The sequence below is a fragment of the Streptomyces sp. NPDC042201 genome (genome assembly GCF_055582185.1).
The window spans coordinates 260,303-286,255 of the sequence record NZ_JBVJDS010000005.1 but is presented as its reverse complement, the minus strand read 5'-3'; the positions used below and the strand labels follow the sequence as shown (position 1 = coordinate 286,255).

The following is a 25,953-nucleotide window of genomic DNA, read 5'->3' as shown; positions in this document are numbered from 1 at the left end:
CGAGGGGGGCGGCGGGGGAGGTCGAGAGGGGAGCGAAGGGGACCGCGGATCTCCGTGGTCCCGATCCGGCGGCCCTCACACCGTTTCCGAGTGTGGTTGGGAGGCCGTCGCCGGGCCGGGCACGGATACGTGAACCTGCTGGGGCCGCCGCCTCGGACGGACCAGCATGCCGAGCCCGCCGAGCAGCCCGCCCGCGCAGCCGCCGACGAGGGCCGCGAGCGGCATCGAGGGCGAGGACGGGCTGGTCGGCCTGACCGCCCGCGAGAACTGGAGCACGCGTACGTTCGTCGTGCTCTGCATGTTCGTGCCATTGGCGACCAACGCCTCGGCGACGGCGTCCGCCATGTTCGCCGCGGTCGACGCGCGCGAGGCGGTCGCCTTCACGGAGATCATCGGGGCGTCCGGCGAGGTGGCCGTCTGCACGTTCTTCTTCAGGATCCTCGCCGAGACCCCGGCCTGGACCTGCGCGTCGGCGACCAGCGCGACCTGGGAGGCGACCCGGCCGTACGCCGTCGCGAATCCCAGCGCGGCGGCCGGGTCGGCCCCCTCCGCCGGTACGACGACGACATAGCTGGTGGCTGTGTACTGGGGGACGCGGACCGTCCCGTACGCACCGCCGGCCAGCGCACCGAACAGGACGGCCACCGGAAGGATCGACCCGAAGGCCACCTTCCTCAGCCGGGACGGCGGCGGTGTGACCGGCGCGGCCTGACGCCACGAAGGATTCGCATGCTGGCTCATGTTCAACTCGCTTCTCGGGTGGGGGCCGGGCCGTGAACGGCTTTCTCGTAGACGGCCATCAGCTGTTCGGCACTGTGGGAGATGTCGTAGTGGCGCGCGGCGGCGGGCACGGGCAGCCGGCGCGGCCCGGTCTCCTGGAACGCCCGGAGGGACATGTCCTGGAAATGCCGCAGCTCGGCGGTCAGTTCGGGCACGGAGCCGCTGATCCGCCGCGCTCCGGGCGCGGCCTCGGCGGGGAGGTCCTGCAGGGCGGGGCAGGTGACATGGAGCACCGGGAGCCCGGCCGCGAGAGCTTCGACGACGGCGAGCCCGAAGGCCTCGTCGGGGGAGGTGGACACGAAGACGTCCATGGCCGCGAGCAGCGCGGGCAGATCGGTCCCGCCGGAGGACCCACCCGGCCGCCCGCCTGATGGTTCATCAGATGATCCGGATGTCACGCCGGATGCGCGCGGGAGCGGCGGCGGGTCCTGGCACGCGCCGTGGAAGAGGATCCGCCCGGCCGCTCCCCGCTTCTCGGCGAGCCGCCGCAGCCGGCCCTGCTCGGGGCCGTCACCGATGAGGAGAAGGTGCGCGCCGGGCAGATCGGCGACGGCCCGGACGAGCGTGTCGAAGCGCTTGCCGGCGGCGAGCCGTCCGACGGCGCCCACCACAAAGGCGTTCCGCGGCAGTCCGAGCCGGCCCCGTGCGGCGCGGCGGGCGGTCTCGTCGAACGCGAAGCGCCCGACCTCGATGCCGTTGGGTACGACATGGATACGGTCACGGCGCACCCCCCAGCGCTCCAGCCGCCGCGCGACGGTGGCGGAGACGGCGACCGTCGCGGTGCCCAGGCGCTCCCCGGCGAGATACAGGGCGCGGACGCCGGTGCTCAGCGGCCGGCCCTCGATCTGTACGGCTCCGAGGGAGTGCTCGGTCGCGACGATGGTCCGTACGCCGGCCAGCCGGGCCGCGAACCGCCCGTACAGGCAGGCCCGGTAGAGGTGCGTGTGCACCAGGTCGTACTGTCCCTGCCGCACCAGCGTGGCCAGCCGGGGCAGCGCGCCGAAGTCCCGGTTCCCCGCCATGTCGAGGTCCGTGACGGGCACTCCGTCGGCGACGATGCCCTCGGCGACCGCCCCGGGGTTGGTCAGGGTGATGACGGCGCTGTCGGTCGGCAGCTCCCGCAGCAGCAGCCGCAGTTGCTGTTCGGCCCCGCCGATGCCGAGCCCGGTGATGATGTGCAGCACCTTCACGGGGTGGTCCTCTCCGCGCGTGGCTCCGGCACCCCGGGATACGCGCCGGCCGGGACGGGCTCGCGGCGCCAGCGGTGCAGCCGCCGTTTGATGTGCAGCCGCAGGCTGGTGTCCTGCTCCCCGACATGGACGCGGGGCAGGGCGAGCATGCCGGTGAGCGGCCCGGGGCTGATGGCGCAGGCGTACGTGTATCCCGCGGCGCGTACGGCCTCCATGGCGCGTGCGTCGACCGTGCCGTACGGATAGCAGAAGCCGGTCACCTCGGCGCCCGTGAGGGCGCGCAGGAGTTCCCGGCTGCGTCCGGTCTCGCCGGCGAGCAGTCCGGCGGCGGCCCCGATGAGATCGGTGTGGCGCAGGCCGTGGGAGCCGATCTCCATGCCGGCCGCGGCGGCCCGCCGGATGCCGTCCTCGGTGAGGAGCGGTTTGCGCGGGCCGAGCCGGTCCCATTCGTTCGTACCGCCGAGGAGGCCCGGCAGGACGAAGACGGTGGCGCTGAACTCGTACCGGCGCAGCAGCGGCACGGCCTCGTCGAGGAAGTCGGCGTACCCGTCGTCGAAGGTGAGGCCGACGAGGCCGGCGCCGCGTCCTTCGGCGCGGGCGCGCAGCAGCCGCTCCATGCCGACGCCGGTCAGCCCGCGGCGGCGCAGCCAGCGCAGCTGCCGGTCGAGCCGGCCCGGTGAGACGGTCACCTGGTAGGGGTCGTCGGAGCAGTCGGCGACCGAGTGGTACATGACGGCCCACAGGGGGCCGGGGGACTTGCGCCGCGGCCCCCGCGATGCGGAGGGGGGGCTTGCGGACACCGTGTCAGCGGGCATGCGCGAGCTTTCGTGTGAGGGGGCGGAAGAGGATGTCGATCTCGGGAACCCGCAGGGCGCGGGCGATGACGAGGAACACCGCGGCGACCACGACGCAGGCCACCGCGGCGCCGACGACGGGTGAGGGGATGAGGGCTCCGCAGAGCCAGCCGGAGCCGGTGGCCGCGGCGGCGCCGGCGCTGAGTTTGACCAGGCCGCCGCAGACATGACGGAGCCTCACGGGCACGCTGTGGCGGCCGACGGCGCCCAGCATCAGGGCGGCGGTGACCGTGATGCCGAGCGCGTTGGCGGCGGCGATGCCGAGCACGCCCCAGACGTTCACCAGCAGGGCGCCCGCGCCGGTGGTCAGCGCGAGCCCGACGATCATGGCGAGCGCCGGGAACCACAGTGGGCGCGCGGCGGAGAAGTAGCAGCGTACGAGCGCCCCGACCAGGGTGTGGCCGAGCAGGCCGAGCGCGTAGACCCGGATCACGGAGGCGGTCGCCGCCGTGTCCCCCCGGTCGAACGCACCGCGCTGGAAGAGCACTTCGATGATCTGCGGCGCGCAGGCGACGACCGTGGCGGCCCCCGACAGCACGATGACGGCGGCCAGCGCGAGATCGTGCTCGACCCGCCGCCGCGCCCGGTCGGTCTCCCCCGCCGCCATGGCGCGGGCGACGACCGGGAAGGTGACGGTGCACAGCATCAGGGAGAGCGTCATCGGGATCTGCGCGACCTTCTGCGCGTAGTTCAGATGCGAGATGGCGCCGGCCGGCAGCGGCGCGGCCAGGAACCGTTCGATGAGGACCTGCGACTGCCGGGTGAGGGCGAACACGATGACGGGGGCGATCAGTCCGAGGGCGACGGGCGGCCCGCCGCCGGCCGTCTGCGGCTCCTGGCCGGTCACCGGCCGGCGCTCCTTCAGCCTGCGCCACAGGGTGGGGACCTGGACGAGCATCATCAGCACCCCGCCGAGGGCGACGCCGATGGCGGCGGCCCGTACCCCCCAGCGGTCCCGGAGGGCGAGCATCGTCGCGATGATGCCGGCGTTGTACGCGGCGTAGATCATCGCGGGCGCCACGAAGCTGCCGTGCGCCCGCAGCGCGGCGCTGAAGTACCCGGCCATGCCGAAGGTGAAGGCGCTGGTGGCGGTCAGCCGGGTGCAGTCGACCGCCAGCCGCGGGTCCGCCAGGCCGGGGGCCAGCGCGGCCACCACCCAGGGGGCGGCGGCGATCAGCAGGGCCGCGCCCGCGCTGAGACCGAGGAACAGCCTCGGCAGCGTCGTCCGCATCAGGAGCCGTACGGGGTCCGGCGAGGGCTGGGTGGCCCGGCGGGCCAGCGCCAGGCTGAACGCCGGTACGAGGATCAGCGCCATGGCGTCCTCGATGAGGAGCGTGGCGGCCATCTCGGGCAGAGTCCAGGCGACCAGGAAGGCGTCGGTGTCGGGGCCCGCGCCGTAGAGATGCGCGATGGTCTGGTCGCGGAGGAGGCCGAGCAGGGCGCCGACGGCGGTCAGCAGGGCGGTGAGGAACGCGGCGCGCGCCAGGAACCGGCCGGAGGAGCTGGGGGCGGAGGAGGCGGAGGAGGCGGAGGAGAGCGAGCCGGGGCCGCCGTCCGTACCGCCCTCGGCCGCCTCTTTCTGCTTCGGTGCGGGCGGGGGTGGGACAGCGGGGGCCGGTGCGGGTACAGCGGGGGTCGGCGGCGGTACGGGGCGAGCGGGCGGGGGCACCGCGGGGGACGGCGCGGGCACCGCGGAAAGGGACTTCCTCGTGTCGGTCACGCCGGGGCAGCCCCGCCGTTCGCCCGTCGGTCCAGCGCCCACCAGGCCGCCAGGCCGAGCACTACGGCCGTCAGCACGGTCGAGGGCCCGCCGATGTCCGCGTACGTGAAGTCCACCAGCTGCCAGATCAGCAGCCCCGCGGCGGCGAGGGCGCAGTCGCTGCCTCTGCGGGAGCGGCGCGCGCCGGGCAGCCGGCGCAGCGCGCACACGAGGAGCGCGGCCCAGCTGCTCGCCAGCGCGACGAGCCCCAGCAGTCCCTGCTCACTGAGGACGAGCAGATACATGTTGTGGGGCGACAGCAGGGGCTGGCGCTGGAAGATCCTTCCGGCCCCCTCGGTGTCGCTGCCGGAGGAGAGCGCCAGCGAGGCGTGGCTGTCACGGTGGGCGGGGAAACCCTTCAGCCCCACGCCGGTGACCGGCTGTTCGCGCCACATGTCGGTGGCCGCGGCCCACATTGTGTACCGGTCGGTGACGGACTGGTCGGGCGCGTCGGCGACCCGGGTGATGCTGTCGAGGCGCTCGGTGATCATGTGCGAGCCGACCCCGAGACCGCCCACGAGCACGACGCCGAGCGCGCCGGCGGCGAGCATGATCCCGGCGGCCCTGCGCGGTCCGGAGAGCGCCAGCTGAAGCACAAGCGCCACCACCGTGGCGATCCAGGCGCCGCGGCTGAAGGACAGCGCGAGCGGGACGCACAGCAGCCCCGCGCAGACGAGGGCGACGGCGCGCTGTCCGCGGGGCGCGTTCCACTCGTCGGCGAGCGCGAAGCCGACGGCGATGACCAGTCCGTACGAGACGACGGTGGCCATGCCCATCACATCGGTGGGGCCGAACGTACCGACCGCGCGGATGTCCTCGCCCATGTACGAGGCGCCGGTGCCGGTCAGATACTGCACGACTCCGACCGAGCCCTGCGCCAGCGCGAGGGCCACCACGGACCCGGCGACGAGCCGGAAGTCGGCGCGGTCGCGGACGAGCAGCAGCAGCGCGGCCGGCACCAGTACGAAGATCTGCAGATAGCGCGCCACCCCGGGCAGGCTGGACGCCGGGTCGTGGGAGGTGATCGCCGCGACGGTCACGCCCAGCACCGGAAGGCCGAGGACCAGCGCGGCGGTTCGGGTCAGCGGGCGGGCCCGCTCCCGCAGGACGCGTACGAGGCAGTACAGGACGAGCAGCGCCGAGGCCACGTCCGCGGCGTTCCCGGAACCGCCGGAGGCGTCGGCGGCCGAGACCGACGGTACGGCGAGCAGCGCGATCACCGCCACGGCGGGCAGCAGGGGCGCGGAGCGGCGCAGCACGGCCCGCCAGCGGCCGGTGGGCCATCCGTCGGACGGATATGGATGACGGGACGTCAGGTACGGGAGGCCCGTGGTGCCGGCGGCCATCAGCTGCCGGCCGGACGGACGAGGGAGGCGGCGGTCCGCAGAAGAATGCACACGTCCTGCCACAACGACCAATGGTCGATGTAGTGATTGTCGAAACGGGACCGATCCTCGATGGAGGTGTCCCCGCGCAGCCCGTGGACCTGCGCGAGACCGGTGATGCCGACGGGCATCCGGTGCCGGGCGGCGTAGCCGGGGAGGGTCTTGCTGAAGTTGGCGACGAAGAAGGGCCGTTCCGGCCGGGGGCCGACCAGGCTCATGTCGCCGCGCAGTACGTTCCACAGCTGCGGCAGCTCGTCCATCGACGTACGGCGCAGGAAGTTGCCCACGGCGCTCATCCGGAGGTCGTTGGCGATGTTCCAGCGGGTGGCGGCCTCGTGCTCGTCGACCGGGCGCAGGGTGCGGAACTTGAGCAGGGTGAAGGGGCGGCCGTTCTGGCCGACGCGTTCCTGGTGGAACAGCACATCGGGGCCGTCACAGAGCCGCACGGCGAGGGCGCAGGTCAGCAGGACCGGGGAGATGGCGAGCAGCACCGGGCCCGCGACGGCCACGTCCAGCAGGCGTTTGGCGACCGAGTCGTGGCGGCGTGGGGGCGGCGGCTCCAGGCGGCGGCAGGGGAATCCCCAGAGGTGCTGCGGCATGGCGCCGGGCGCGGCGGGGGTGTCCCAGGGGCCGGCGCCGACGAACCAGGTGGCGCAGCCGTACTCGTGGAACAGCGCGACGAGCGACGCCGACCGGTCCGCGCCGTCGCCGGAGTCGACGAACACGGCTTCCTGGACGCCGTTCTGGATGACGGCACGGTGGATCTCCTCGGTCGAGGTCAGTACCGGCAGGGCGGGGGCGTTCGTACCGCTCGTGCCGCTGGTGACGTTCGGGCCGCTGCCGTCCCTGCTGCCGCCGCCGTCTCGGGTGTCTCTGCTGTCCCTGGCGTCTCTGCCGTCTCTGCCGTCCCTTGTGTCTCTGCTGTCTCTGCCGCTGCGCGCTTCCCTGCCGCCGCCGCGCGTGTCCTCGCCCTGGGCGGCGGGGGCCGCGATTCCGACGGGCCGCAGGCCGTACTCGGGATGCTGGGCGAGCAGCGCGGTCATCCGCCGCGCCGCCGTGCCCGTACCGACGACAAGGGCGGACCGCGGCTGCTCGCGCGTCACCGCGCGCCTGCGGGCGTGGACGAGCGAGCGGCAGCAGCACGCGACGGCGAGCTGTACGGCGCCGCCGCCGAGCAGGTCCGCGAAGCCCAGTCCGTGTTCGGGGAAGAGCGCGGCGAGGACGGCCGCGGCCGCGCACCACGCCACCGCGATCCGCGCGGCCAGCGCGGGGGCCCGGTCCAGGAAGGACAGGGTGACGCCGGGGCGGTAGAGCCCCGCGCACGCGTTCAGTACGGTCACGCAGACGATGAGCTGGACGGCCAGGACCGCGCCGAGCCGCCCGTAGTTCAGGACGGCGGCGGACAGCAGGGCCGCGAGCCAGTCCGCCGCGATCAGCGGCAGGCCGAAGCGCGGCGGGGCACCCGGCGTACGGCGCGGCTGCGGGGCGACGCGGTCGGAGGTGCGCCGGGGTGGGGCGATCGAGACGCGCCGCACGCGCTGTTCCGCTGTCCGCGCGCGCCCGGACGGCGGGGGCACGCTGGTGCTTTCCGTGCTCACTGGGGAATCGGCTCCCTGCGTTCGGGGCGCGGCACGACGGCGACTTCGCGGTACACGTCCGCGATGGCCCGCGCGGTCCTGCGCACGTCGTGGGTACTGAGTACGTGGTGACGGCCCTGGCGGCCGATGGCCTCGCGCAGCGGCCCGTCGCGGAGCAGCGCGCTCACGGCGGCCGCCAGCGCGGACGGGTCCTCGGGAGGGGTGAGACAGCGGGAAGCGCGGCCGGGCGGCAGGCTCTCCCGCGCGCCGTCCACATCGCTGAGGACGACGGCCTTCCCACTGGCCATGGCCTCCAGCGGGGCCACCGCCATGCCCTCCCAGCGGGACGGCAGGACGACGAGATCGGCCGCCCGGTACCAGGGCGCGGTGTCCGGTACGGCTCCGGCGAAGAACACCGAGGGCGGGGCCTGGGCGCGCAGTGCGGCGGCGTCGGGACCGTCGCCGACGAGCACCAGCCGCGCCTGGGGCAGCTGCCGGACGACCGATGGCCAGGCGCGCAGCAGGATGTCCTGGCCCTTCTGCCTGCACAGCCGGCCGACGCAGACCACGACGGGGGTGGCCGCCGGCAGCGCCGCCAGCAGCGGAAGAGAGGCGCGCGCGGCGGCAGCGTCGGCGGACATGGGGTACGCCGGCGCGAACCGGCTGACGTCCACTCCGTTGTGGACGACGGACCAGGAGGCGTCGATCCCGGCCCGCTCCCCGGTGCGCCGCTCCGCGTCGCTGACGCAGACGACGCGGTCGGTCCAGCGGATCGCCCGCCGCTCCCAGTGCCTGGCCAGCCGGCCGGTCACTCCGCCGACCGCCTCGAACGACCAGGCGTGCGGCTGGAAGACGGTCGGCACCCGGCCCCGGACGGCCAGCCGGCCGGCGAGCCCGGCCTTCGCGCTGTGGGCGTGGACCAGATCCGGGCCGATCAGCTCGACCAGCCGGGCGGCCTGCCGGATCTCATGGAGCAGACCGGGTCCTGGGCCGCGCGTCGCCCGCCACGCGTGGACCTCGGCGCCGCGCCCGGCCGCAGCCCCGGCGAGCGGTCCCTCCTCGGGGCAGGCGACGGCGACCCGTACTCCGGCGCCCACCTGTGCCCCGACCAGATCCAGCACCACCCGGGCCACTCCGCCATCGACCGGCTGGACGAGGTGGAGCGCCGTGAAGCCGGCGCCGGGCCGGGGCCGTTGTGGCTGCACGCGCAACTCTTTCCACTCGTGGACAACAGGAAAGCGATCTCTCGAGAGCGATCTCTCGAGCGGGGCCCGAGGCACACGGATCTCAGCGGATCGCGGTGGATCACGGTGGATCTCAGCGGATCATCAGTTCCGTACTTCTGCCTCTACGAAAAACGCACCGACCCAGACGGGGTCACGCTTGGTGCTGAATCGAACGCTCAGCCGATCGCCGCCGGAGGCAAGCAAACCCCGCAGATCGAACACATCTGAGTCATAGCCCAGCGTGTTCGAATAAGCAGGCTGTCGTTTAATAGGAGTAATTCCGGAATCCGTGATGCTGGAATTCATCACATCACCGGCCGGATTGCCCTTATTGCTGAGCGCCATCCCATTGCCGCGGTTGGTTTTCGCGGTGAGCGACTCTCCGGCGATTCCCCGGTCCCCGTCGTACGCGACGACCCCCAGACGCCCGGCGGCTCGCGCGGGCATGCGCATGGGACCGAAATCGATTCCGACGCTCTGCCGGTTCTTGTCGAGCATGTCGAATCCGTCCCAGACCGAGAGATGACGCAGCGGAGCGCCCTTTTTCTCGTACGCGACGACAAGCGTCCAGCCGCCCCAGGCGCCCGCCGCGGACCGCCCCATCGCGACATTGATCTGCGCCACCGTGTACATCCCCGAGCCGCTCGACCGGACGAGGCGTGTCACATTCGCCGACGCCTGGAAGGCATCCGCGCCGGACGCCGTACGGTGCCCGATCACCGTGTCCGCCAGGACTTCCCGGTACTTCCCGCGAGGCTCGGCGAGGAGGACGCGGCCGTTGTCCCGCGGCGGCTTCTGCTCCCCGACCCGGAGGTTCCCGCCCCAGTAGAGCCGCGCGTAGCTCACCCGGGCGCCGGCCGGCACGCGGAGCTCAGCCCTCGTCGAGTTGTAGGTGTTCGGGTCCTTGTCGACGTCCGTGTAGAACATGTTGAATTCATTGTTGGACGCACCGGCGCCGGCGCGGGCGGACGCGCAGGCGGAATCCCCCTTGGGGGTGCGGCAGGTGATGGCCGAATTGGCCGCCCGTACGATCCCGCCATGCTGCACCGCGTGATAGCGCTGCGCGAAGGGGATACGGGACTTTTCCTTGACCCCCGGCTTGACATCGACGTGCGGGGCGGCCGACGAGGGAAAAGCCGCCGCCGACAGCACGAGAGAGGCCAGGGCGCACAGCAGGCCCCGCCCCACGGTAAGAACCGCTGAATTCCGCATATGTGTTCTCCGTCTCGAAGATCGAAACAAGAACGCACCTTTACAGAGCGCGGACTGAAAATCACGTCAGACGCGCTGAAACGCGCTGAACGTACAAAACGATTCCTGTACAGGGTCACTTCCCGTCCCCCCGCCGCGGGCCCGGCCGCGCGCCGGGGCGCTTCACTCATTCGGGTGCGCAACCGACCGGCGCCCCGGGCGTTGATGCATGAGTCGGGCAATCGCGTCCGTCACTTATGTCGCCCCTTACGACCGAGGAGCCCTTCTCCATGTCGCGTATCGCGAAGGCTGTTGTTCTCTCCACCGCGGCGGCCGCCGCTGTCGTCGGCGCCTCCGGTGCCGCTTTCGCCGACAGCGGCGCGCACGGCGCGGCTGTCGGCTCCCCGGGCGTCATGTCCGGCAATGTCGTCCAGCTCCCCGTCCACACGCCGATGAACGTCTGCGGCAACACCGTCAACGCCGTTGCTCTGCTCAACCCGGCCTTCGGCGGCGCCTGCGTCAACGCCTGACGGAGTTCGGTGTCGGCGTTCGCTGACGGCCTTAGCTGACGGCGACGCGGACGCCGTCGCAGAGCAGAGCCGCTCTTACCCTCGGGGGCAGGGCGGCTCTTCTGCTGCCCGGACACCGCCCTCATTCGGGTGGCCCGCTCAGAATTCCCTCCGCACGGAGTTTCCGCCGCGCCCGGGAATCGTTACAGATGTCGAGGCCACGCAAAGGAAACCTCCAAGAAGCCTGTGCGAAGCGAGAGTTGCCTCGCAACAGAGACGCTGAAAGAAGGATTCAAAAATGAAGCCCATGAAGGTTGCCGCTGTCGTCGCCGGTTCCATGATGGCGCTGGGTGCCGCCACCCCGGCCTTCGCCGCCGACGCCCTGACCCCCACCAGCCTGAACGGCGGCCTCGACAGCGTGGCCGGCCAGGGTCTGCGCGACGCCAAGCCGCTGAACACCAACACGCTGGACACCGAGCGGGAGGGCTCGCTCCTCAACTCCGTGAAGACCACCACGGACGGGGTGAGCAAGGCGCAGCAGGGCAAGAAGCTGCTCGGCGGGCTTCCGCTCGGCAAGTAGTCCCGTTCTTCCCGTTCTTCCTTGAAGGGCGCCGCCCGGTCGTGACCGCGTCGTCATGACCGCCCCTCCTGGCGACAGGTCGTGAGGAGGGGCGGCGGCCGGGATCGGAGCCGTCGGGGCCGGGGCCGCGGTCAGCTGGTCCAGAAGTCCCACCAGCGGGTCAGGACGAGCATCCCGATGACGCCGATCCACAGCACCGGCGGAGCCCAGTGGAACTCACCCAGCGCGGCCCGGAAGCCGGCGGGGGCGGGCAGGATCCGGTGCTCGATGTTGTGGGCCGTGACGTAGCAGAACATCACGATGGTGGCGACCCAGGCCAAGCAGCACCACAGGCACAGCGAGTTGATGTTGTACAGCGACTGATACTGGAGCCAGGTGCAGAACCCGACGCCGAAGAGCGTGCCGGCGTTCAGACCGAGCCAGAACCAGCGCCGGTGACGCGCCCCGGCCAGCAGCCCCATTCCGACGCAGACCACACCCCCGTACGCCACAAGTCCCAGCATCGGATTCGGAAAGCCGAAAACCGACGCCTGCTCGCTCTTCATGATGTTCCCGCAGGAGACCACCGGATTCAGGCTGCATCCCGGGATGAAATTCGGATCCTCCAGCAGCGTGAACTTGTCGAGGGTGATGACCCACGCGGCCAGCACCCCGGCCGCGCCCGTCATCACCAGCAACAGCGCGAATGCCCGACTGCCGCCCCATGTACCGCTCTTGCCGTCCGCGCTTTCGCCGGTGGATACCTTCTCGGCCAATACCGTTGCCATGACGCCCTCCCCCTCAGCCGCGGAGGCTGCGTACCGGCAGCAGGCAGTGTGCGGCGGCGGAGAGCATGTCCTCGTCGCCGACGAAGGCACGCAACTGCTCTTCGCTGACCGGCTTTCCGGGCGTTCCCTCCGCCCACGGACGGGTGGCGACCAGGAAATAGACCTGCCCGTTCTCCCGCGCGTCCTGCTCCCACTCCGGAGGGACGGCGCACTGCGCGTTCAGATACGGCATGGTCAGTACGGCCCGCCCCGCCTCCACCAGCAGCGTGATCGGCATGCCGGGCGCCTGCGAGGCATCGACCAGATCGCCGCCCGGATTCAGCCCGATCCCGCCGAGAACCGTACGCATCGCCTTTTCACCGGCCTCCGGACCGTTGTGCCCGTCACCGAGCGAATAGGCCAGCAGAAAAGGCGCTGTGCGTTCTCCGGTGGACGGCTCACTCGTCCAGGCGATCACCGAGAGGGTGCCCAGGAGGGACGCGTACTGAACGCTGCCCGACGCGGATTTGGTAGAGGTCATGCTTCGGCACAGTACTGGCCGCCAGGCAATTTCCGTGAGCTCGCGTCACCCGATTGGGTTATCCCGTTGGCTACTTCCGGCCGCCGCTCACCCGATTTCGCTCCCCAGTGCGAGACTTCGCACAGGGCGCGCTGGCCGGTCGCGCCTTGTCCATCCGTGTTCCATGGGAAACTCCTTGACCACTCGCATCCCTGGGAGGAATCGAAATGGCGACATTCGCTCAACGGACAGCGCCACAGGGCGAACAGCGGGAAAGGCCGGATCTCGGAGACCCGTCGTTCTGGCAACTTCCCCATTCCGCACGCGTACAGGCATTCGCCGTCCTCCGCCAACTCGACGAACCCCAGTACTTCGTCGAACGTCCCAAAAGCCGTTGGCGACCGGAGCGGGGATTCCACGCGCTCGTCAGACACGCCGATGTGGTGGAGGCGAGCCGTAACCCCCAGGTGTTCGCGAGCGCGCCGGGCGCCACGACACCCGAGCCTGCCCGCTGGGTGCGCGCCCTGTTCGGGGACTCCCTGGTCAACGTGGACGCCCCGCACCACACGCAGCTGCGCCGTATCGTCTCCCGCGCCTTCACCCCACGGATCCTGAGCCGCACGGAGGCGGACATCCAGGCGGTGGCGGCCCGCATCGTGGACGACGTCCTCACCCGGCGGCCGGACGACTTCGTCACCGCGGTGGCCTCACGCATGCCCTTCGAGGTCATCTGCAATCTGATGGGCATCCCGGAGCGGGAGCGCCCCTCGATCCTCGCCCAGGTGAACCGCGCCTCGGGCGACATCGGCGTCGCCCGCAGCCGGCTCCGGATGCCGGGAAAGGGCCTGCGCGCCCTGGCCTCGATGCAGGGCATGGTCGCTGACCTCGGCCGCGAGCGCCGCAAGAACCCCACGGACGATCTCATCTCGGCACTGGTCAGCGCCGACATCGACGGCCAGGCACTGACCGGACGCCAACTGGGCGCCTTCTTCTCCCTGCTGATGGTCGCCGGCGTGGAGACCACCCGTAACGCCATCGCCCACGGCCTGGACCTACTGACCCGCCACCCCGACCAACGCGCCCTGCTGCTCGACGATTTCGACCGCTACTCGGAAGGCGCGATGGAGGAGATCGTGCGCCACTCGACGCCGATCATCCAGTTCCGCCGCACCCTCACCCAGGATCACCGTATGAACGGCCACGACTTCCGCCGCGGCGACAAGGTCGTGCTCTTCTACGCCTCCGCCAACCGCGACGAGACCGTCTTCCCCGCCCCGGACACCTTCGACATCACCCGCACCCCCAACCCCCACGTCGGCTACGGCGGCGGAGGCCCGCACTACTGCCTGGGCACCTACCTGGCCAAGCAGGAAATGAAGGCCCTCTTCCGCGAACTCCTCACCCGATCCCCCAACCTCACCCCAGGCCCCCCGGTCCTGGTCCCCTCCAACTTCGACAACCGAGTCCGCTCCATGCCCTGCGCATACACCACCCCCCAGCCGTAACGGCATCGCCCTCGGATCTCCCCTCTGTCCCTGCCGCGCCGGCGGGGACGGCGCCGATGTCGTACGCCTCATAGCTCGCGGGCACCACGTCACCATCGTCGACTACGCGCCCACCACGCTCGCCGCCGCGACTGTGAATCGGCCCTGGTCACCCCGTCGATAGCGGGCGCGTCTCGAGGCGCAGATGACTCTGGCCGTCAGGGCTGAGGTCCGGTCCTGACTCACCACGTCGCTTCTCCTGCATCCAGGCGAGCGTGATCTGGCTCTCGCTGAATCGCCAGCCGGGCGATGTCCGCACCGCGGTGCAGGCCACGCGCAGACCGCTTGACCGATGGGGCGCTTCGCCGTTGCGGCAGAAGTACGTGAGCTGGTTCGCGGTGGCCTTCGCGCGGTCACCGTCAACCTGCACCAGCACGTCCCCGTGCACGTGTTGGGTGTGCTCACCCTCAACCTGGCTTCGCTTCAGGTGGGCGGTCACCTCATCGAGACCGTGTAACTCGCCCCGAGGCGAGCGCACCACGACGTCGTCGTGATAGACGGTGCCGGCGTCTTCGTGGCGGCACTCGTCCAGCAGGTTGGCCAAGCGGGCGAACAGGTCGGCAATCTCGACGCGGTCGGCGGTCCGGGCGACAGCGGACACGGGCGGCTCCTTTGATGGTTGCTCCACCCAGCTGGCCGTGCACGCCCGCCGGCTGGTGTCCGACGGCTTCACCGCTGCCGGGGCCCGCAGGTATCACTACCGCATCCTGGCGGCACTGCACGAGTTCGGGCCCGCCAGCCAGGCGGAGCTCGGCCGCCGGGGCCGTATCGACCGCAGCGACGTCGTGGCGGCCATCAACGAGCTGGTCGAGCAGGGCTTCGTCGACCGGGCCCCGGACCCGGACCACGGACGGCGCAACAAGGTGACCCTCACCAGGGGCGGTGCCCGGCAACTGCGGCGCATGGACGGGGTGCTCGATCAGGTACAGGACGACCTGCTCAAACCGCTGTGAGCCGAGGACCGACAGACCCTGACCCGCCTGCTCACCCGAGTTCTCGCCCAGCACGAACCGAAATGACCGCCGTTCGCGCAGGTGATCACGCGGAATCGCGTTAACCGCCCCGCAGTCGTCGCGTGTTCAGCGCAGATACGTCGGCAGCTGATCGCGGAATACCTGGTGAAACGAGGCGAGACGTTTGTCTTCGGTCTCCGGGCAGTCGGCGTGGTGAGTGTGGGGTCGGCCAGGGCGGCGAGAAGAACGGCGGCGGTGGCCGGCACGGGATCCATGAGGTTGGACTGGATCATGACGTAATTGTCGATAGCCGCCACCGCCGCTGCGGCCTCGTCCGCCGCCACACTGCGGGCACGGCAGGGCAGCGGACAGGCGTGTCGCGAAGCCTGAGCGACACGCCTGTCGGGGCTGGGGCTACGTCACCGACGCCGGTGGTTCGGCCGGGATGACGGGCTTGTTCTGGCAGTCGAGCTTGCCGGTCATCACCTGGGCGGAGTGCAGCAGGTGGGTGAAGCGGGTGCGGGTGCCGGTATCGCCGGTGAGCGTGTCCGTCATCCGCCCCTCGATCGGCACGGCGTTCTCCTGTTGCGCCGGCGTACCCGGCAGCTTGCAGGTGACGAAAACGACGTACTGGACTTCGCTACCGTCGGCAACTCGACGCAGCAGCCGCACGTCGGAGTTCACCGGCGTTTCGGTCAGCTCACTGTCCGTGGAACCGGTGATGGGAGCGTCGAAGGGGAGGATGGAGGGACGGTAATCGAGGGCGAGTTCGCTTCCGGGGCCGTCGGCAGCCGCCGTCACCCTGCAGACATCGGACTCCGCGTAGAACGGAATCCCCTTCCTGCCCGGCTCCCAGTTCTTGATCTGGCCGCTGAGCATCGAGCGCGCCTTCTCAAGGCCGTGGTGGCTCATCATGCGAACCGATCCGGCCCCGCCTGCTCGGCTCTCCACCCACTTCACACCCGCGTCACCGAGAAGTTCTCCGCACGCGGCCTGTTCGGCGGCCGCGTCGGCCGTGGCATCCCCGCCATCGTTGCCCGAGGTGCAGGCGCCGGTCAGCAGCACGAGTGCCATGACGGGGATCGGGAGGGTTCGCCTCAGCATCAGTGTCCTCGGGAGTTGTCGGTGTCCGTACGGTCCGCGCCGGCTCCGTACTCCTTCTCGGCCGCGACCGACAAGTCCCAGATCTCGTCATCGGACATGCCATGTGCCGACGCCCAGTTCAGCAGGGGAGTCATCGCGTTGCGTTTTCCCTCCTGCCCGGCCTGGTCGATGCCCGCGACCGACTCGTCGATGTTGTCGAACTCGTTCTCTTTGAGCCAGTCGATCGTCTGAGTCGCGAACTGGGTCTCCGCGGCGCCCCCGACGGTCTCGAAGGCCAGTGGCACGGCGATGGCCGCGACGGCGCCGGTGGGTACGATCACGGCCGCGCCGACGCCCGCAGCGGCTCCGACCACGGCCCCCACAGCGTACTTGCGCCACTCGGCCTGCTTCTCGAGCTCCCTGTTCCGCTCCTCCTTCACGTCGGCGAATTCCTTGCCGATGGCTTCGGAGCGAACCTCGTCCAGCATTCCGTGCATCTTGACGCTGTGCATGCCGATGCGCTGCGCGTCGCCCACGTCGTCGCCCTGCCCGGCCATGGCGCTGGACCCATAGATCTGCTGGGCCGTGGAAACGGTCTCGTAGGCGTCCTTGTCCGTGGCCAGCGCGCGCAGGAAGCTCGTGGTGGCCCCCCCGTCGAAGTCGCGGAGATGGTTCCCCTGGGCATCGAAGAGATCGTCGCGTCCTGATTTCGGTCCGCTGCCGCCGAACTCCGCCGCGGAGTAGTTGAGGCTGTCGATGTGGCCGGCCGCCATGTTCGCCAGGCTGTCGCGGATGCCGTCCTGCTTGTCGATCATGTCAGACGTCTTGTAGTGGTCCACGACCCGGTCCATGAGCGCGGTGCGCTGCTCCCGCGCCTCGATCTGCTCCTTGGTCTCCATCGGCGGGATGGACGGGTCCTTGTCGTCGTACGCGTACCCGAGCGTCCCCGACTCCAGAGCGTGGCCGAGGTTCTTGAACCCCGTCGTCTTCCCGTCGTCGTCGGTCGGCCACACGCGCGCGCCCTCGCCATCCTTGTCGACCAGGTAGTCCCAGTTGCCCATCGCATCGTCGCCCTTGCCGGACGAGCCGTTGAAAAACTGCACGGAAGCTTCCGGGTTGTGGCCGAGCGCCTCCATCAGGTTGGCGACCGGGTCGCTGTCCGGCTTGGTGCCGCCGGGCGGATAGGAGAGCTGGGCTGGGTTGAAGCGGTTCTCCCAGAGCTCCTTCGGGCCGCCCAGCACCGGGTCGTCGGACTTGCGCTCGAACTCGATCATCTTCTCGCCGTATTTGTTGAGGAAGGCCGAGTCCCACTTGCCTTCGGTCATCAACGGGCCCAGGACCTGGAAGCCATACGGCGCGCTGGGGATGCCTGTCTTGGCCTTGATCGGATCGTCGCCCAGCTCGATCATCCGGTCCTTCCAGGCCCGCATCTCAGGCGCGTCGGAATGGGTGGCATTCGCCAGGGTGATGCCCAGGTTGTCCTGCACCTTGGCGAGGATCTTCGCCCGATCGCCGTCCGGGTCCGGTGTACGCCCCTTGCCCGGGTCGGCGAGACTGCGCCAGAACTCAAGCGTGCCCTCCGGACCCAGCTTGGTCGCGAACCGCTCGGCGAAGGCGGGATTGTCGCGGTGATACCTGGAGGTCTCGTTGAAGCGCTTCAGCTCCTCGTCGGTCATCCCGTCGCCCTTGGACGCGAGCCTCACCATCACGTCGGCGTCCTCGATGCCCTGCTGCCGGTCAGCGTCTTTGAGACCCTTGAAGCCGGTCTCGTCGAAGTCGTACTTGCTCTGGGCGTGCTTGCGCAGCGCACGCGCGGCGATGCGGTCGGTCTCGTTCGCCGCCTCCAGGATTTTGCCAACCTCGCGTGCCGCCCGGTCGACCTCTTCCTGGCTGGTCTGCTCCTTGGGACCGCCCTCGACCTCGCGAGGCGGACCGGCATACATCGCGCCGCCTTTTTCGTCGATGTAGACGTTCTTCTTGGCCCACGTGTCGATCGTGGTCCTGAGGTCTTCCTTGTGCATCTTCAGGTCGGCGTGAGCTTCCTCAAGGATCTTGTGGATGCTGCGCGCCTCGGTGACCATGTCGTCGAACTGGCGTGCCGTGGTAGTGGTGAACTCCTTGGTTACGGTGGCGTTGTCACCCTTCCAGTCCGCCGCGTTGGCCTTGCGCTCCAGATCGGCCGCGTTGATCCCGCCGTCGCCCCCGTCGGCGAGGAAGACCAGTTTGTCGAGCATCTGCTTCCACTGCGAAACCGCGGTGTTCAGTGTGCTGAGGTTCAGATCCTGCAGTTCCTGACACGTGACCATGGCGGGCTCCCCGTTGGCTTACTTGAACTGGTCGTAGATGCGCGACACGGTCATCGTCTTGCCGTCGAGCGACTGCATCCCCGTCACGATCTTCTGCTCCTGCTTCGCGTGTGTGGAGCGGGAGTAGTCGAGGTGGTTGGAAATGTGCGCGCAGGCCTCCTTGAGGGTGGCCAGTTTGGTGCTCCAGGCGTCGTGCACCTCAAGGAGTCCGGAGCCCATGTCCAGACCGTCGTTGAACAGCTGGTTCGACGCCTCGAACGTGGCCGCGCGCGCGTGGTCACCGTCAGTAGACAGCTGCTCGCGCAGGGAGCGGGCCAGATCGCCCAGTTTTCCCAGCCCGTCGTCGTTGACCGTGAGGTCGTCCTTGCCTCCGCCCGATCCGCCACGCTCCGTCGGCAGCTGATTCAGCCGGGTCTGCGCCGAACTGAACTTGGCCTGCTCCCACTCGTCCCATGCCATGTGGCTGCGCCCCCGTGTCGATCCTTGGAGTGTCCATGACTTCACCCCACTCCACAGTAGACCGGTCTCGTGTGCGATTACCGAGCAGGAAAGCCTCCTGGGGAGAACTTCACGTAGATCGCACAATCCCCAAGCAATGACGGAGCGGCCGCCACTGCCGCGCTCACGCGCCCATGGACACGCAGGCGACCGACCGGGAGGTACGTCAACTCAAGGCGCTCGCCATGTCGCGGACCGGATCGAACTCGATCCGGGTGTTCCCTGGGCGACGGCGGGAGTACCGCGCCCCACAGCACCAAAAAGCCCCTACCGGGTTTCCCCGGTAGGGGCTTTGAGCTGCTGTGGGGCGTTCACGAGTGCACGCGACGTGCGGCGACAAGAGGCTCCGAAGATCGTTCCCCGAGGGCAAGGATCGCTTCCCGCTCTCTCAGGAGTGGCGGTGATAGGCCTTGTTGGCGATGCGCCAGCCGTCGTCGGTGCGGACCAGCAAGAAGACGTCCGTGAACATGTCCGCGCCGTGCGAGAGCGTCATGGTGGCGGTCGCGACGGTGCCGTGGACATCTATGGCGTCGATACAGCGGGTGCGGGTCGCTTCGTCCGGTGCCGGCCGGCCCTTAAAGAGGGTGCGGTACTCGTCCAGGCGCCAGGAGACGAATGCGCCGTCCCGGATCCCTTCGATGTGGGCGGTAGGAAGGAACGCGTCGCGGAAGTGGGCGGGGTCGCCGGTGGCGTGTCCGCGGATGTAAGCGCGGAGCGGTTCGAGCACGGCGTCCTCCACGGCGGGGACCGTGGCAGCGACGGCGATATCGGCCTCAAGGGCAGCAGGAGCGTCGGCCAAACCCGTTGCGCTGCGCAAGGGGGTGTCCGACGCGGCGGCCAGCAAAGCCATGTCCTTGTCCAGCGCACCGATCGTGAATTCGGCCGTGGCAGCGGTTGGCTCACCGAGGAGGAAAGGTCGCTTGCGGGCCACGAGCCCGCCGAGCTGGCCGAGTTCAAGGATGTCCAGCGTCTGGGCACGGGGCAGGCCGAGGGCGTGGGCCTGCCGCAGTGAGTCACGCAGCGCGAGGACGGCGCCTGCGAGGCTGTTGTTGGCGATCAGCTTCAGCGCGGCGGCGGTGGAGGCGTCGTCCACGTGCCGGACGGTGCCCAGCGTTTCCAGCACCGGTCGGACTCGGTCGAGTGCGTCCGGGTCGGCGGCGGCGAGGATCCGCAAGGCACCGGCTGCGGCGGCCGGCACCGAGCCGAGCACGGGCGCGTGAACGTAGGACGGGCCGAGTTGCCGGGCCAGATTGGACGCTTCCGCAGGGGCGATGGTGCTGGTGTTGAGCACGATCGTGCCCGTTCGCAGTGAGTCACGAATCTCGTCGAGGACCTGCTGGCAGGCCGGGCCGTCGAACAGTGCCAGGAGTACGAGGTCGGCCCGCGCCACGGCCTCGTTCGGGTCGTCGGTCATCTTGACGGTGCCTGATGTGCGCCCTGAGCGGGTCCAGCCGACGACGTCCCAGTCCTGGGCAGCCAGTCGTGTCGCGATGGCGCCGCCCATGCGCCCCAGACCGAGGACGGCGATCGTGTGCGGTGTGGTCATACGCGCCATGGTGGTGCACCTCGACAGGTGCGACAAGCGCAGATCTCGCAAGCCGTCTCTGCGGAACTCGCATACCGTCCGGGCATACTGTCGCCATGGATTTGACTGTGTGGCGGGCCTTCGTGACCGTGTGCCGGGTCGGATCGCTGTCGGCGGCGGCAGCCGAGTTGAATCACACACAGTCGGCCGTCTCCCGGCAGATCGCCGGTCTGGAGCGGCAACTCGGCGTCTCTCTGGTGGAGCGCCATGCGCGTGGTGTGCGCCCGACGCCGGCCGGTGAGGTATTCCGGCACCATGCCCTGGCCACGCTCAACGAGGCCGACCGCGCCGTTCGCGCGGTACGAGACGTTCACGACGGGGTGTGTGATCGGCACCTGGCCATCGGAGCGACGCCGTCTCTCGCCGCGGGGATCGTCCCTGAGGCCGTCCAGAGCCTGCTGAAACAGGCCGGATCCATCAGGTGGAGCCTGCTCCCCGGTCTCAGCGCACAACTCCACAGCCGTGTGAGCGCCGGCGATCTCGACATCGCTTTCGTCACCGACGCTCCGCCGGGGCTGGCCGTCGACCCACGGGTCGAACGCCGGTTCCTCGGACTGGACGAGATGGTCGTCGTCCTGCCCGCCGGCCATCCGCAGGCCGGGCGCGGGCCGGTGCGCATTCAGGCGCTGACCGACCAGACCTGGGCCGAGGACAACGACGGCTCTGCGGCGCTCCTGCACCAGCACGCCGCCCGCGCCGGAGTCAGCGCCCGCATCGACCTCACCGCGGCCGATCTACCCGGCAAGCTTGCCCTGGTCGCTACCGGTCACGCGATCGCGTTGATCCCCGGAGTGCTGACGTGCGCGCTGCGGGCCGATGTCACCACGGTCGGCCTGGTGGACCCCCCGACCCGCGGCATCTACGCGATCGCACCGCGCCGTGACCCCCACCCCCGCGCAGCTCCCCTGCTCGAACTACTCGCCACAGCCTTCGCCTCGGTCCGTCCGGCCCGGGCAGCGCACCCAGTCCTCCCAACGAGCCCCGGAAACGACGAAATCCCGCCTCTCGTTTACGGGCAGTCGTCGGTCGGCGGGCGTCGGCCTATCAGGCGGCGTGGGCGGACGCTAGGGTCGTGAACGTGTTGAGCTCATCGGTGAGTAGGGACTTGGTCGTCGTCGGCGCCGGCATTGTCGGCGCATCGGTGGCCTATCACGCCGCCCGGGCGGGCGCCGCGGTGACGTTGGTCGACGCCGGGCGGCCTGGCGCCGGCGTGACGGCGGACTCGTTCGCCTGGGTCGGAGCTTCTGGCGTGCGTGAAGGTCCGGCCGCCGGGCTGCGGGCCACCGCAACGGCGGAGTACCACCGGCTCGGGGCCGAGTTGCCGGGACTCCCGGTGACCTGGTCCGGCTCGCTGATCTGGAACAGGGAGGACAGTGCGCCGGACGCCGGGCCCGGGCAGACGATCGTGGACGCGGCCACCGTGGCGACGCTCGAACCCAACCTTCGGCAGCCTCCGGAGTGGGCTGTCTGGGCGCCGGGGGACGGCGCTGTTGACTCGGTCGGCGTGACCGAGCGGCTGGTCGCGGGCGCTCGCACCCATGGAGCCCGGGTACATCTGGACACGCCGGTTACCGCGGTCCGCCGGGATACAGCGGGCCGGATTGCCGGGGTTGAGACGACAGCAGGCCCCCTCTCCGGTGCGACGGTGGTGCTGGCGGCCGGAGTTGCCACGGCCGCGCTGGGCGCACCGCTCGGCGTGCGCGTCCCGGTCGAACCGTCGCCGTCGCCGCTGTTCCGGCTCAGCGCCCCGGCCGGTCTGGTCCGTACCGTGGTCAACACCGAGGACTTCGATCTTCGGCAGGTCGCCCCGGACCGGCTGATCGCCGCCGCGGACTCGCCCGAACGGACCCTTGCCGCCGTCCGGTCCACTTTCCATGGCGCCGGGAGCGTCGAGCTGCTCAGCACTCGACTCGGAGTGCGCCCAATGCCGGCCGACGGTGAGCCGATCGTCGGCCCGGTCGCCGAGGTCCCCGGCCTCTACTTGGCAGTGATGCACTCGGCGGTCACGCTCGCCCCGGCCGTGGGCCGCCTGGTCGCACGGGAGTTGGTCGACGGAACCGTTGAGCCGGCTCTGTCGGGTTGCCGCCCGGATCGCTTCTCGTGGTGAGGCACTCCTTGCGCTCGTGCGATGCCGCTCTTCTTTATGCCGTAGGTCCCACGGCCTTCACCTCCCGGCCCTGACCTGCAAGGGGGGCTCCGTGAACTGGCTCACCGAACGGGCCGGCCCCGTCGAACTCACCGACACCGACTTCGACGCCACCGGCCCACCGCCCCCGCTCAGCACCCCGGCCGTCGTGCTGCCGAAGGCAAGCACCGGGCGCCATCCTGCGCACCCAGACCTCCCGACAAGCCCAGAAACGACGAAATCCCGCCCGATCAAAGTGATCGGACGGGATTTCGTGAACCGCTTACGAGCTAACTCGTGAACGGCCCTGTTGTGGACCTGAGGGGATTTGAACCCCTGACCCCCTCGATGCGAACGAGGTGCGCTACCAGTCTGCGCCACAGGCCCTTGCAACGAGTGAAACCTTAGCACTCCCGCCGCCGTGCTCGGAAATCCGTTAGGGCTGGTCACTCGTTGGCGGCGCGGGGGCGGTCGCCTTCGTCGTACTGGTCGAAGAGGGGGGTTCTGCCGTGGTCGCGGGTGCGGCGGGGTGGGGGGGTGCGCTGGGGTGGGGGGGCTTCGGCGGTGGGCTCGGCCGTGGAGGAGCGGGCCGCGCTCCAGGTCTCCGGGTCGCCGACCTCGACGCCGCTGGTGGCGCGGGGGGCGACCGGGGCGGTGACGTACGTCGGCAGCGGGACCGGGACCGGTTCCCAGCTGTCGCCGCGTGCGGGGCCGCGCTGGCGCTGCTGGTCCACCCACTCCGCGTGGTCGGTCTGCTCGACCAGGGCGCGCCGGCCCGCCTCCTGGGGGGAGACCGTGGGGGCCGGCTCCGGCTCGGGGCAGGGTTCGGGCTCCTCGTCCGGCTCGCCGGCGGGGGCCGAAGCGGGCTGGTGGCGGCGCGGGCGGTTCTCGCGGAGGCGCTGGGCGGCGGCCTCGGCCCTGCGCCGGTCCATGGTGAACGCGAAGCGTCGTCGCTCCTGGGCGCGCAGATGCACGATGTACACGCTGAGGAGGACAGCCGGAGCCGCCGGCGCCCAGAGGAGGCCGAGGCCGCCGACCGCCGCGACGACCGCGCCGAGCGTGAAGGCGAGGAAGAGGACCACGGTGGTACGCCGTCGGCGCGCGAGGACCTGCGAGCGCTGCGCGCGCCGGGCGCGTTCCGCCGCGGCGTTCGACGCCGCGCGCGCCGCGGCGCCCGACGGGCGCGCGCGCCGCTCGGGCTCGGGGCGGGCCGGGGCCGGGGCCGGACGGGGCACGCGACGGGACGGCCCGGACGCGGGCCTGGCCGGTGCCGGAACGTCCGCGCGGATGTCCATCCGGGCTTCCGTACGGGCCGGGGGCGCGGCGAAGGACCGGACGTCGACGGAGCTCATCGACTCCGTGCCGGCGTCCGGTGCGACGTCGGACCCCGCCTCCTCGGTGACGCGCCCCTGAAGCTCCTTGGCGTAACGGCGCTCCATGGCCGCCCTTCCGGACAGCAGCCGGATGGCGGTGCTGAAGCGTTCCGTCGGACGTGCCTCGTTGAGCTCGTCCTGCCTGCGGAGCCACATCGGCACCAAGTAGGCGGCCCAGGCCCCGACGATGACTGCGTAGATGAGGCCGCTGCTGCTCACGGTTCACACCGTAGAGGGGTTCGCGCGAGGGCATCCGCCAATTGAGTCGGTGTGTCGCACGATCGGGCTGATATCCCGGACTTTTTTTGTGATTGTTCAGATCAGTTCATGGCTATATGCCGATCAATATCGAACACATATTTCATTTTCTTGTTCCGGGTCTCGCCCGGCGCCAGCGGCGGAGCAGTCCGTCCGGCACCTCTTCGGCCGTGAGCACGAAGACGAGATGGTCCCGCCACGCTCCGTCGATGTGGAGATAGCGGGGGCGCAGCCCCTCCTCGCGGAATCCGAGTTTCTCGACGACCCGGCGGCTGGGCCCGTTCTCCGGGCGAATACAGATCTCGACGCGGTGCAGGCCGACCATCCGGAAGCAGTGATCGACGGCGAGGGCGACGGCGGTCGGCATGACGCCGCGGCCGGCGACCTCACGGTCCACCCAGTAGCCGACATGCCCCGAGCACATCGAGCCCCAGGTGATCCCCGCGACCGTCAGCTGGCCGACGAGCCGCCCCCGGTACTCGATGACGAAGGGCAGCATCCGGCCGGCGTTGGCCTCGGCGCGCAGATGGCGGACCATCTGCCGGTAGGTGGGGCGCTGGGCGACCGGGCCGCCCGGGGCCGCCGGCGGAATCGTCGCCTCCCAGGGGCGCAGCCAGTCGCGGTTGCGCCGGTTCACCTCACGCCACGCGCGCTGGTCGCGCAGCCTTATGGGGCGGAGGGTGACATCGCCGTCCACCAGCATCACGGGCCAGGCCGGGTTCATCCGGAGGTACGGGCGTGATCGCCGCCGTGGATCTGGTCCACGGCATGGACGAGCAGCCGGTCGAGCACGGCGAGACCGTCGCGCACCCCGCCGGTCGAGCCCGGCAGATTCACGATCAGGGTCCGTCCCGACACACCCGCCAGGCCCCGGGAGAGCGCGGCGGTGGGGACCTTTACGAGGCCTTCGGCGCGGATCGCCTCCGGAATGCCCGGGATCTCGTAGTCGAGAACGCGCCGGGTGGCGTCCGGGGTGCGGTCCGTGGGCGAGATGCCCGTGCCGCCGGTGGTGAGGATGACGTCGTACGCGTCGGCGACGCCCTCGCGCAGTGCCTGCTCGACCGGGTCTCCGTCGGGGACGACCTTCGGTCCTTCGACCGCGAAGCCGAGCGCGGTGAGGCCGTCGACCAGGATCGGGCCGCCCGTGTCGGCGTAGACACCGGCGGCGGCGCGGTTGGACGCGGTGACGACCAGGGCGCGGTACGGCTCCGAGCCGCCCCCGGGTCGAGCGCTGGCGGGCCGACCACCCTCGGGCAGACCACCCCCGGGCAGACCACCCCCGGGCCGATCACCCCCTGACCGACCGCTCGCGGCCCCGTCGCTCGTGGGCGCGCTCATGCGGCACCCCCGTCCGGCGCGGGTGTCTCCGGCAATCCGGTCGCCGTAGCCGTCTCGGGCCGTGACCAGTCTCCCGACGCGCCGCCGGTCTTCTCCTCGACCCGTACGTCCGTGATGACCGCGGCCTTGTCGACCGCCTTCACCATGTCGATGACGGTGAGCGCGGCCACCGAGACGGCGGTCAGCGCCTCCATCTCGACGCCCGTACGGTCCGTGGTCTTCACCGTCGCCAGGATCTCGACGGCGTCGTCCGCGACCGAGAGGTCGAGAGTGACGCCCGAGACGGCGAGCGGATGGCAGAGCGGAATCAGGTCGGGGGTCCGCTTGGCGCCCATGATGCCCGCGATACGGGCGGTGGCGAGGGCGTCCCCCTTGGGCACTCCCCCGCCCCTGAGCAGTTCGACGACGCGCGGTGAGACCAGCACCCGGCCACTGGCGCGGGCGGTGCGCGCGGTGACGTCCTTCGCCGAGACGTCGACCATACGGGCCGCACCCGCCTCGTCGATATGCGTCAGGCCGCCTTGCTGAGGGGGTGGTGGTCCGGGGGTCTCCCCCCGGGAAAACACAGTCATT

At 70.6% G+C, this 25,953-nt stretch carries 26 protein-coding genes and 1 tRNA gene; 7 read left to right on the top strand and 20 right to left on the bottom strand.

Annotated features, from left to right (window positions below; all coding sequences use genetic code 11):
* Window positions 1-75 precede the first annotated feature (75 nt).
* The 8 genes from ACZ6MZ_RS14895 to ACZ6MZ_RS14860 form a co-directional block, all read right to left on the bottom strand.
* Window positions 76-741: a YveK family protein gene (locus ACZ6MZ_RS14895; RefSeq protein ID WP_469352099.1), complete on the bottom strand. Its 666-nt coding sequence runs from the start codon at window positions 739-741 to the stop codon at window positions 76-78.
* A gap of 2 nt (window positions 742-743) precedes the next feature.
* Window positions 744-1,970, bottom strand: a complete 1,227-nt coding sequence (locus tag ACZ6MZ_RS14890; protein WP_469352097.1) for a glycosyltransferase — start codon at window positions 1,968-1,970, stop codon at window positions 744-746.
* A complete protein-coding gene (locus tag ACZ6MZ_RS14885) occupies window positions 1,967-2,701 on the bottom strand; it encodes a polysaccharide deacetylase family protein (protein ID WP_469352095.1) in 735 nt (244 codons plus the stop codon). The genes ACZ6MZ_RS14890 and ACZ6MZ_RS14885 overlap by 4 nt, the downstream gene beginning before the upstream one ends.
* A 73-nt stretch (window positions 2,702-2,774) precedes the next feature.
* Window positions 2,775-4,544: a lipid II flippase MurJ gene (locus tag ACZ6MZ_RS14880; RefSeq protein WP_469352093.1), complete on the bottom strand. Its 1,770-nt coding sequence runs from the start codon at window positions 4,542-4,544 to the stop codon at window positions 2,775-2,777.
* A complete protein-coding gene (locus tag ACZ6MZ_RS14875; RefSeq protein ID WP_469352091.1) occupies window positions 4,541-5,929 on the bottom strand; it encodes an O-antigen ligase family protein in 1,389 nt (462 codons plus the stop codon). The genes ACZ6MZ_RS14880 and ACZ6MZ_RS14875 overlap by 4 nt, the downstream gene beginning before the upstream one ends.
* A complete protein-coding gene (locus tag ACZ6MZ_RS14870; protein ID WP_469352089.1) occupies window positions 5,929-7,566 on the bottom strand; it encodes a sugar transferase in 1,638 nt (545 codons plus the stop codon). The genes ACZ6MZ_RS14875 and ACZ6MZ_RS14870 overlap by 1 nt, the downstream gene beginning before the upstream one ends.
* Window positions 7,563-8,750, bottom strand: coding sequence for a glycosyltransferase (locus ACZ6MZ_RS14865; protein ID WP_469352088.1), 1,188 nt, complete (start codon window positions 8,748-8,750; stop codon window positions 7,563-7,565). The genes ACZ6MZ_RS14870 and ACZ6MZ_RS14865 overlap by 4 nt, the downstream gene beginning before the upstream one ends.
* A gap of 123 nt (window positions 8,751-8,873) precedes the next feature.
* Window positions 8,874-9,983 (bottom strand): DUF3344 domain-containing protein, encoded by a 1,110-nt coding sequence (locus tag ACZ6MZ_RS14860; protein ID WP_469352087.1) that lies wholly within the window; start codon window positions 9,981-9,983, stop codon window positions 8,874-8,876.
* Between the two features lie 269 nt (window positions 9,984-10,252).
* On the opposite strand from ACZ6MZ_RS14860, the gene ACZ6MZ_RS14855 reads away from it, so the two are divergent.
* Together ACZ6MZ_RS14855 and ACZ6MZ_RS14850 are read left to right on the top strand one after the other, a co-directional pair.
* Window positions 10,253-10,492 carry a chaplin gene (locus ACZ6MZ_RS14855; RefSeq protein ID WP_384179034.1) on the top strand — a complete coding sequence of 80 codons (240 nt, stop codon included), beginning with the start codon at window positions 10,253-10,255 and terminating at the stop codon, window positions 10,490-10,492.
* A gap of 277 nt (window positions 10,493-10,769) precedes the next feature.
* Window positions 10,770-11,051 (top strand): hypothetical protein, encoded by a 282-nt coding sequence (locus tag ACZ6MZ_RS14850; RefSeq protein WP_389787702.1) that lies wholly within the window; start codon window positions 10,770-10,772, stop codon window positions 11,049-11,051.
* A 131-nt stretch (window positions 11,052-11,182) separates the two neighbouring features.
* On the opposite strand, the gene ACZ6MZ_RS14845 is transcribed toward ACZ6MZ_RS14850, so the two are convergent.
* Both ACZ6MZ_RS14845 and ACZ6MZ_RS14840 read right to left on the bottom strand, forming a co-directional pair.
* The gene (locus ACZ6MZ_RS14845) at window positions 11,183-11,818 is read right to left on the bottom strand and encodes a vitamin K epoxide reductase family protein (RefSeq protein ID WP_469352085.1); all 636 of its coding nucleotides are present in this window, start codon (window positions 11,816-11,818) and stop codon (window positions 11,183-11,185) included.
* Window positions 11,819-11,831: 13 nt separating this feature from the next.
* Window positions 11,832-12,338: a DUF5949 family protein gene (locus tag ACZ6MZ_RS14840; protein WP_469352084.1), complete on the bottom strand. Its 507-nt coding sequence runs from the start codon at window positions 12,336-12,338 to the stop codon at window positions 11,832-11,834.
* Window positions 12,339-12,544: 206 nt separating this feature from the next.
* Between ACZ6MZ_RS14840 and ACZ6MZ_RS14835 the strand changes: the two genes are divergently transcribed.
* Window positions 12,545-13,822 carry a cytochrome P450 gene (locus ACZ6MZ_RS14835; protein WP_469352082.1) on the top strand — a complete coding sequence of 426 codons (1,278 nt, stop codon included), beginning with the start codon at window positions 12,545-12,547 and terminating at the stop codon, window positions 13,820-13,822.
* A 148-nt stretch (window positions 13,823-13,970) separates the two neighbouring features.
* Here ACZ6MZ_RS14835 and ACZ6MZ_RS14830 read toward each other — a convergent pair whose 3' ends face one another.
* Window positions 13,971-14,462 (bottom strand): nuclear transport factor 2 family protein, encoded by a 492-nt coding sequence (locus ACZ6MZ_RS14830; RefSeq protein WP_469352080.1) that lies wholly within the window; start codon window positions 14,460-14,462, stop codon window positions 13,971-13,973.
* Window positions 14,463-14,499: 37 nt separating this feature from the next.
* On the opposite strand from ACZ6MZ_RS14830, the gene ACZ6MZ_RS14825 reads away from it, so the two are divergent.
* A complete protein-coding gene (locus ACZ6MZ_RS14825; RefSeq protein ID WP_469352079.1) occupies window positions 14,500-14,814 on the top strand; it encodes a MarR family winged helix-turn-helix transcriptional regulator in 315 nt (104 codons plus the stop codon).
* A gap of 414 nt (window positions 14,815-15,228) precedes the next feature.
* On the opposite strand, the gene ACZ6MZ_RS14820 is transcribed toward ACZ6MZ_RS14825, so the two are convergent.
* The 4 genes from ACZ6MZ_RS14820 to ACZ6MZ_RS14805 all read right to left on the bottom strand — a co-directional run bounded on the left by ACZ6MZ_RS14820 (window position 15,229) and on the right by ACZ6MZ_RS14805 (window position 20,256).
* Window positions 15,229-15,888 carry a hypothetical protein gene (locus ACZ6MZ_RS14820; protein ID WP_469352078.1) on the bottom strand — a complete coding sequence of 220 codons (660 nt, stop codon included), beginning with the start codon at window positions 15,886-15,888 and terminating at the stop codon, window positions 15,229-15,231.
* Window positions 15,889-15,917: 29 nt separating this feature from the next.
* Entirely contained in the window at window positions 15,918-18,203 is a 2,286-nt protein-coding gene (locus tag ACZ6MZ_RS14815; protein ID WP_469352077.1) for a DUF6571 family protein, read from the bottom strand.
* Window positions 18,204-18,221: 18 nt separating this feature from the next.
* Complete coding sequence (locus ACZ6MZ_RS14810) at window positions 18,222-18,662, bottom strand: hypothetical protein (RefSeq protein WP_389790571.1); 441 nt, start codon at window positions 18,660-18,662, stop codon at window positions 18,222-18,224.
* A gap of 427 nt (window positions 18,663-19,089) precedes the next feature.
* The gene (locus ACZ6MZ_RS14805) at window positions 19,090-20,256 is read right to left on the bottom strand and encodes a nuclear transport factor 2 family protein (RefSeq protein WP_469352075.1); all 1,167 of its coding nucleotides are present in this window, start codon (window positions 20,254-20,256) and stop codon (window positions 19,090-19,092) included.
* An 86-nt stretch (window positions 20,257-20,342) separates the two neighbouring features.
* On the opposite strand from ACZ6MZ_RS14805, the gene ACZ6MZ_RS14800 reads away from it, so the two are divergent.
* The 3 genes from ACZ6MZ_RS14800 to ACZ6MZ_RS14790 all read left to right on the top strand — a co-directional run bounded on the left by ACZ6MZ_RS14800 (window position 20,343) and on the right by ACZ6MZ_RS14790 (window position 22,712).
* On the top strand, window positions 20,343-21,362 hold the full coding sequence (locus ACZ6MZ_RS14800; protein ID WP_469352073.1) for a LysR family transcriptional regulator: 1,020 nt from the start codon (window positions 20,343-20,345) through the stop codon (window positions 21,360-21,362).
* Between the two features lie 17 nt (window positions 21,363-21,379).
* Complete coding sequence (locus ACZ6MZ_RS14795) at window positions 21,380-22,393, top strand: NAD(P)/FAD-dependent oxidoreductase (protein ID WP_469352072.1); 1,014 nt, start codon at window positions 21,380-21,382, stop codon at window positions 22,391-22,393.
* Between the two features lie 91 nt (window positions 22,394-22,484).
* Window positions 22,485-22,712, top strand: coding sequence for a hypothetical protein (locus ACZ6MZ_RS14790; protein WP_469352071.1), 228 nt, complete (start codon window positions 22,485-22,487; stop codon window positions 22,710-22,712).
* Window positions 22,713-22,724: 12 nt separating this feature from the next.
* Here ACZ6MZ_RS14790 and ACZ6MZ_RS14785 read toward each other — a convergent pair.
* From ACZ6MZ_RS14785 to moaC, 5 genes are all read right to left on the bottom strand, one after another.
* Window positions 22,725-22,798, bottom strand: a tRNA-Ala gene (locus ACZ6MZ_RS14785).
* Between the two features lie 59 nt (window positions 22,799-22,857).
* Window positions 22,858-24,003, bottom strand: a complete 1,146-nt coding sequence (gene sepX, locus ACZ6MZ_RS14780; RefSeq protein WP_469352070.1) for a divisome protein SepX/GlpR — start codon at window positions 24,001-24,003, stop codon at window positions 22,858-22,860.
* A 142-nt stretch (window positions 24,004-24,145) separates the two neighbouring features.
* The gene (locus tag ACZ6MZ_RS14775; protein WP_384179004.1) at window positions 24,146-24,766 is read right to left on the bottom strand and encodes a GNAT family N-acetyltransferase; all 621 of its coding nucleotides are present in this window, start codon (window positions 24,764-24,766) and stop codon (window positions 24,146-24,148) included.
* A complete protein-coding gene (locus ACZ6MZ_RS14770; RefSeq protein ID WP_469352069.1) occupies window positions 24,763-25,380 on the bottom strand; it encodes a MogA/MoaB family molybdenum cofactor biosynthesis protein in 618 nt (205 codons plus the stop codon). The genes ACZ6MZ_RS14775 and ACZ6MZ_RS14770 overlap by 4 nt, the downstream gene beginning before the upstream one ends.
* A complete protein-coding gene (gene moaC, locus ACZ6MZ_RS14765) occupies window positions 25,377-25,952 on the bottom strand; it encodes a cyclic pyranopterin monophosphate synthase MoaC (RefSeq protein WP_469352067.1) in 576 nt (191 codons plus the stop codon). Before moaC ends, ACZ6MZ_RS14770 begins: the two co-directional genes overlap by 4 nt.
* Between the last annotated feature and the right edge of the window lies 1 nt (window position 25,953).